Source organism: Ramlibacter sp., assembly GCF_029866045.1.
Taxonomy (GTDB): domain Bacteria; phylum Pseudomonadota; class Gammaproteobacteria; order Burkholderiales; family Burkholderiaceae_C; genus Ramlibacter.
Genome location: NZ_JARXAB010000163.1, coordinates 1 through 6,618, shown reverse-complemented (window position 1 = coordinate 6,618; position 6,618 = coordinate 1). Strand labels below are relative to the sequence as shown.

Annotated in this window: 7 protein-coding genes; 6 read left to right on the top strand and 1 reads right to left on the bottom strand. The window is 68.3% G+C overall.

What is annotated here, in order from left to right; translation table 11 throughout:
* The 4 genes from QE494_RS16425 to QE494_RS16410 form a co-directional block, all read left to right on the top strand.
* The coding region (locus tag QE494_RS16425) for a DUF4863 family protein (protein ID WP_369289727.1) at positions 1-85 on the top strand (85 nt) is incomplete at its 5' end.
* 32 nt (positions 86-117) lie between these two features.
* Entirely contained in the window at positions 118-1,668 is a 1,551-nt protein-coding gene (locus QE494_RS16420) for a 3,4-dehydroadipyl-CoA semialdehyde dehydrogenase (RefSeq protein ID WP_300045065.1), read from the top strand.
* A 48-nt stretch (positions 1,669-1,716) separates the two neighbouring features.
* Positions 1,717-3,267 carry a benzoate-CoA ligase family protein gene (locus tag QE494_RS16415; protein ID WP_300045062.1) on the top strand — a complete coding sequence of 517 codons (1,551 nt, stop codon included), beginning with the start codon at positions 1,717-1,719 and terminating at the stop codon, positions 3,265-3,267.
* Complete coding sequence (locus QE494_RS16410) at positions 3,264-4,076, top strand: alpha/beta fold hydrolase (protein ID WP_300045060.1); 813 nt, start codon at positions 3,264-3,266, stop codon at positions 4,074-4,076. Before QE494_RS16415 ends, QE494_RS16410 begins: the two co-directional genes overlap by 4 nt.
* Positions 4,077-4,151: 75 nt before the next feature.
* Here the strand turns inward: QE494_RS16410 and QE494_RS16405 are convergent, their stop codons facing one another.
* Positions 4,152-4,844 carry a Crp/Fnr family transcriptional regulator gene (locus QE494_RS16405; RefSeq protein WP_300045058.1) on the bottom strand — a complete coding sequence of 231 codons (693 nt, stop codon included), beginning with the start codon at positions 4,842-4,844 and terminating at the stop codon, positions 4,152-4,154.
* A 312-nt stretch (positions 4,845-5,156) separates the two neighbouring features.
* Between QE494_RS16405 and QE494_RS16400 the strand changes: the two genes are divergently transcribed.
* A complete protein-coding gene (locus tag QE494_RS16400) occupies positions 5,157-6,149 on the top strand; it encodes a Bug family tripartite tricarboxylate transporter substrate binding protein (protein WP_300045055.1) in 993 nt (330 codons plus the stop codon).
* Positions 6,150-6,160: 11 nt separating this feature from the next.
* Positions 6,161-6,618 (top strand): 3-hydroxyacyl-CoA dehydrogenase NAD-binding domain-containing protein (locus tag QE494_RS16395; protein WP_300045068.1); only part of this gene is annotated, 458 nt, incomplete at its 3' end.

Sequence of the window (6,618 nt, the reverse complement as noted above, 5' to 3'; positions counted from 1 at the left end):
CAGCGCGCATTGCCCCACCGTGACAGCCGGCCGTGCGCTGGTGCTTTACCTCTTGCCCGAAGGGCAAATCCAGTTCACCCGCTGAAGCGGCCCCGGCGCCTGCGCTGAAAGGACAACATGACCGAACTTCTCGCCAACCATGTGGCGGGCCGCTGGCAGCAGGGCACAGGCCCCGGCACGGTGCTGACCGACCCCGTGCTGGGCACGGCGCTGGTCCGCGTGGACGCCACCGGGCTGGACCTGGCCGAAGCCTTTGCCTTTGCGCGCCACACTGCCGCGCCGGCGCTGCGCGCCATGACCTACCGCGAACGTGCCGCGCTGCTCGCGGCCGTGGCCCAGCGGCTGCAGGCCCACCGCGACAGCTACTACGAGATCGCCACCGCCAACTCCGGCACGGTGCGCAACGACTCGGCGGTGGACATCGATGGCGCCATCTTCACCCTGGGCCAGTACGCGCGCTGGGGCGAGGCCCTGGGCGATGTGCGCGTGCTGCGCGATGGCGATGCGGCATCGCTGGCGCGCGAGGCCGCGTTTGTGTCGCAGCATGTGCAGGTGCCCCGGCATGGGGTGGCGCTGTGCATCAATGCGTTCAATTTTCCGGCCTGGGGGCTGTGGGAGAAAGCGGCTCCGGCACTGCTGTCGGGCGTGCCCGTGATCGTCAAGCCCGCCACGGCCACGGCCTGGCTCACCCAGCGCATGGTGCGCGATGTGGTGGACGCGGGGCTGCTGCCTGCCGGCGCCCTGTCGGTGATCGCGGGCAGCTCCGCCGGCCTGATGGACGCGCTGCAGCCGCTGGATGTAGTCACTTTCACCGGATCGGCCGAAACGGCTGCGCTCATCCGCTCGCACCCGGCCGTGGCGCAGCGGTCGGTGCGCGCCAACATCGAGGCCGACAGCCTCAATGCCGCGCTGCTCATGCCCGGCGAGGTGCAAGGCTCCGACGCCTTTGGGCTGCTGGTGCGGGAGGTGGTGCGCGAGATGACCGCGAAATCGGGCCAGAAGTGCACGGCCATCCGCCGCGTACTGGTGCCCCAGGCCTTGTACGGCGCTGTGGCCGATGCCGTGGCGGCGCAGCTGGCTCAGGTCAGCGTGGGCAACCCGCGCAGCGAGGGCGTTCGCATGGGTTCACTGGCCAGCCGTGCGCAGCTGCAATCCGTGCACGACGGCATTGCCGCCCTGGGCGCATGCACCGAGCTGCTGCACGACGGTAGGCTGCAGCCGCTGGTGGATGCCGACCCGCAGGTGGCCGCCTGCATCGGCCCGGTGCTGCTGGGCGCGCGCGATGCCGATGCCGCAGCGGCCGTGCATGACGTGGAGGTGTTTGGCCCGGTGGCCACGCTGGTGCCCTACCGCGATCTGGACCATGCCCTGGCGCTGGCGCACCGGGGGCAGGGCTCGCTGGTGACGTCGCTCTACGGGTCGGACGATGCCGCCGTGGCCGGTGCTGCCCTGTCGCTGGCGGCCAGCCAGGGGCGGGTGCATGTGGTCACGCCCGCGGTGGCCAAGGCCCACACCGGGCATGGCAACGTGATGCCGATGTCCCAGCACGGCGGGCCGGGCCGCGCAGGCGGGGGGGCCGAGCTGGGCGGGCTGCGCGCGCTCGACTTCTACCACCAGCGCAGCGCCATCCAGGCCAGCCCGGCCGTGGTGGCATCGCTGGGCCTGTGACCGCACCGGTCTCGCCCCGCATCACGGAGTAACGGAGGAGTAATGGACATGACCCGCCTGCCCGAGCGTTTCAATTTTGCGCAGCACCTGTTGGACATCAACCGCGCGTACCCTGAGCGCACCGCCTACATCGACGACCGGGGCCGCCTGAGCTACGGCGAGCTGCACGACCGCGCCCGGCGCCTGGCCAGCGTGCTGCTGGCGTGCGGCCTGCGGCGCGAGGAACGCGTGCTGCTGCTCATGCAGGACACCAGCGACTGGCCGGTGTGCTTTCTGGGCTGCCTGTATGCGGGCGTGGTGCCCGTGGCCGTCAATACCCTGCTGACGGCCGATGACTACGCCTACATGCTGGCCCACAGCCGCGCCCGCGCTGCGCTGGTGTCCGGGGCCCTGCTGCCCGTGCTGTCAGCGGCCATGGCCCAGGCGCCCCATGAGGTGGGCACGCTGCTGGTATCGCTGCCGGTGGGCAAGCTGCACGCCGGTGCCCGCGACCTGGAGGTGGCCATCACCGAAGCGGAACCTCTGGCCGCCGCCGCCACCACCCTGGCAGACGAGCCCGGCTTCTGGCTGTACTCATCAGGCTCCACCGGCAAGCCCAAGGGCACCGTCCACACGCACGGAAACCTGTGGTGGACGGCCGAGCTGTACGGCAAACCGGTGCTGCGCCTCACCGCGGACGATGTCTGCTTTTCAGCCGCCAAGCTGTACTTTGCCTACGGCCTGGGCAACGCGCTCACCTTCCCGCTGTCGGTGGGCGCCACCGTGGTGCTCATGGCCGAGCGCCCCACGCCCGACGCCACCTTCCAGCGCTGGGTGCAGCACCAGCCCACCGTGTTCTTTGGCGCGCCCACCGGTTTTGCCGGGATGCTGGCATCGCCCCGGCTGCCCGCCCGCATGGCGGTGTCGCTGCGCATGTGCTCCTCGGCCGGCGAGGCCCTGCCTGCCGGGGTGGCCGAGCGCTTCAAGGCGCACTTTGGCTGCGACATCATCGATGGCATCGGCTCCACCGAAATGCTGCACATCTACCTGTCCAACCGGCCGGGTGACATCCGCTACGGCACCACCGGCAAGCCCGTGCCGGGCTACGAGGTCGAGCTGCGCGGGGATGGCGGCGGCGCTGTGTCGCATGGCGAGGTGGGCGACCTGTACATTCGCGGGCCCAGTGCGGCGCTCCTGTACTGGAACAACCGGGAAAAGACCCGCGACACCTTCCAGGGCGGCTGGGTCAGGAGCGGCGACAAATACGTGCGCGATACCGACGGCTACTACACCTATGCCGGCCGCAGCGACGACATGCTCAAGGTCAGCGGCATCTATGTGTCGCCGTTCGAAGTCGAGTCCACGCTGATGCAGCATCCTGCCGTGCTGGAGGCGGCGGTCATCGGCGTGCCAGACGGCGAGGGGCTCACCAAGACCAAGGCCTATGTGGTCCTCAAGCCCGGTCAGCAGTCCGATGCGCAGGCATTGCAGGCGTTCGTGAAGGAGCGGCTGGCGCCCTACAAGTACCCGCGCCTCATTGCATTCATCGACGAGCTGCCCAAGACGGCTACCGGCAAGATTCAGCGCTTTCGCCTGCGTGAGCAGGAGGCCCGCGCGTGAACGCGCCGGGCGCCACCGCGTTCGCCACCATCGACTGGCGGGGGCGCGCCGTGCGCATCGAGCACCGCTTCATCGCACCCGAGCGCCAGGGTGCACCGCTGGTGGTGTTTCTGCATGAAGGGCTGGGCTCGGTCGCCATGTGGCGCGACTTTCCGGATCGGCTATGCGAGGCAGCGGGCGCGCGCGGCCTGGTGTTCTCCCGCCCCGGTTATGGCCGCTCGACCCCGTGCGAACCCGGTGAGGTCTGGGGCGTGGACTTCATGCACCGGCAGGCCCACGAGGTGCTGCCCGCGCTGCTGGCCGCGCTGGGCATCACCGAGGCTCCCTGGCTGCTGGGCCACAGCGACGGCGGGTCGATTGCATTGCTGTATGCCTCCAGGTTCCCGCAGGCCGTGCGCGGCCTGGTGCTGATGGCGCCCCACATTTTTGTGGAGGACATCACGCTAGAGGGCATCGAGCGGGCCCGCCAGGCTTACACGGGTGGCGATCTGCCGGAGCGGCTGGCGCGCTACCACGACGATGCAGACTCGGCCTTCGGAGGCTGGAGCCGCATCTGGCTGGATCCGGCATTCCGGCCGTGGAACATTGCCGCCGAGATCGCGTCTGCACGCGTTCCGGTGCTTGCCATCCAGGGCCTGGATGACGAGTACGGAACGCTGGAGCAGATACGCGGCATTGGCCGCTGCATCCCTGGCACGCAGTTGCTGGAGCTGCCGGGCTGCGGGCATTCGCCGCACCGTGACCAGCCCGCGGCCGTGCTGGCGGCTGCCACTGCGTTCATGGATGCCAGCGCACCGTCGTCCGCATGACAACAGGCCGGGCGCCTGCAGGCGTTCTCGGGTCGGGTGGCGCCCTGCGCGTTGGCGAGTACGGTACAGCCGCCCTCAGTCCGCAAATTTGCGCAGCCTGGGCAGGTCCAGCACCGTGATACCGCCGTACTCGATCTCCACGATGGCAGCCTCCTGCAGGCGCTTGAGTGCCGCATTGCACCGCTGGCGTGACACGCCAGTGAGGTTGGCCACTTCCTCTTGCGAAATCTGCAGGTGCGTGTCGGCGCCGGGGTACAAGAATGGGTGGAACAGACCTGCCAGTGCGCGGGCCACCTGGCTGTCGGTGTCCAGCAGGTGGTGCGCGGTGAAGTTGCCCAGGAACCAGTGCATGCGCTCGTTGATCTGGCGCAGCAGGAAATGGTCAAAGCTGCGCTGCGTGGCGTGCAGCCATTCGAAGGTGTCCTGGGGCAGTACTGCCACCCGGCTGGGGCGCAGCGCAATGATGTCCGCCGTGCGCGGTGCGCCGCGCAGCAGTGTGCCTTCGCCAAACCAGCTGCCCGCAGACAGCCCGCCCAGCGTCACGGAGCGTCCGTGGTCCGATGTGACTGTCCATTTCAGGAGCCCTTCGATCACGCCGTACCAGTGCGCTGGGATGTCGCCGCGTCGGCTCAGGGCACCCCCCTGTGCGACCGGGACTTCACGCACATCACCCAGCACGCGCTGCTGCGCAGCAGGATCCAGCAAAGGGAACCAGGCTGAGTTTTTCAGCAGATCGGCCATCGTGGGTGGCACCAGCTTGACCAGCATCGTCAGTCTCCAGAAACAGGGTGGGCAGGGCGTCCACGTATACCCTGTGTGCAAATGTCATCGCGATGACTGAGTATGCGGGCGCCGAAAAAAATAATGGACGCCGTAGCATTTTCAGTCAGTCCATGCCATGACCCAGCGCAACGATCACTGTGATCGATACCACCGCCGGCAGCTGGGCGTGCCTGAAGTGAAAGCCGCACGGCTGCGCTCGCCGCGGGCCCGGGAAAGCGCGCCAGCCCCGCACTCCCGAAGGTGCATGGCGTGGGTTCAATGGTTTTGATTCCAACCACCACAAAAGAGGAGACAGAGATGACAACACGCCGCCACTTCATGGGCCAGCTCGGCTGTGCCACCGCGCTCGGGGCGCTGACCCCGTTGGCCTCCTGGGCCCAGACGATTGAGCAGGTCAAGATCTTCTATGGCTTTCCTGCGGGTAGCGCCGGCGACAGCGTGGCGCGCCGCGTGGGCGAGAAGCTGGCGGGTTCGCCTTACACGCGCAATGCTGCAGTGGTCGAAAACCGGCCTGGCGCGGGTGGCCGTATCGCGCTGGAGGTGCTCAAGGGGGCCCCGGCCGATGGCAGTGCGCTCACGTTGTCTCCGTTCTCCTGCACCTCCATCTACCCGCACATCTACAGCAAGCTCAGCTACGACCCGGTGAAGGATTTCGTGCCGGTTTCGATTGCAGCCGTGATGCACCACGGGCTTGCTGTGGGTCCGCTGGTGCCGGCCTCCGTGAAAAACGTCAAGGACTTCCTGGCCTGGGCCAAGGCCAACCCGGGTCAGGCCAACTACGGTTCGCCTGCCGCGGGCTCCACCCCCCACTTCATCGGTGCACTGCTGGGCATGAACAACGGCGTGGACCTCAAGCATGTGCCTTACCGGGGCTCCATCCCCGGGGTGACCGATGTGGTGGGCGGGCAGATTGCATCCATGGTCACGCCCAGCGGCGACTTCATTCCCAACCACAAGGCGGGCAAGCTGCGCCTCATTGCCACCTCCGGCCAGGCGCGCTCGCCTTTTTCGCCCGAAGTGCCCACGTTTGCCGAACAGGGCTTCCCGGAGCTGACCACCGAGGAATGGTTTGGCTTTTATGCGCCGGCCCGCACGCCTGCGGGTGTGGTCGCGGCTGCCAATGCAGCCATCAACGCGGCGATCAAGGAAAAGTCCGTGATCGACAGCCTGGCCGTGGTGGGTCTGATCGCCAAGGGCTCGACGGCCGCAGAAATGGCGGCATCCCAGCAGGCTGAAGCCGAACGCTGGGGGCCGCTGGTCCGCAAGATCGGTTTCACGGCGGAGTCCTGACCAGCATGCCAATGGACGCGCGCGTGAATCGTGTGGCCGTGGTGGCTACCGGCGTTATCGGAGCCAGCTGGGCAGCGTGTTTTCTGGCCCGCGGGCTGGATGTCCATGCCACCGACCCTGCACCAGGTGCCGGGCAGCGCCTGCAGGATGCTGTGGCGCGGCACTGGCCGGCGCTGGAGCGGCAGGGGCTGGCGCCTGGCGCCAGCCGCGCCCGGTTGCAGTTTCATGCGCACGTGCAAGACGCTGTGGCCGAGGCGGATTTCGTGCAGGAAAGCGGGCCCGAGCGCCTGGAGGCCAAGCAGGAGCTGCTGCGCAGCATCGATGCGGCGGCGCCGCCCGGCGCCATTGTCGCGACCAGCTCCTCGGGCCTTTTAGTCACGGCGATGCAGGCCGGCTGCCAGCATCCGGAGCGCGTGGTGCTGGGGCATCCCTTCAATCCGCCGCACATCATCCCGCTGGTCGAGGTGGG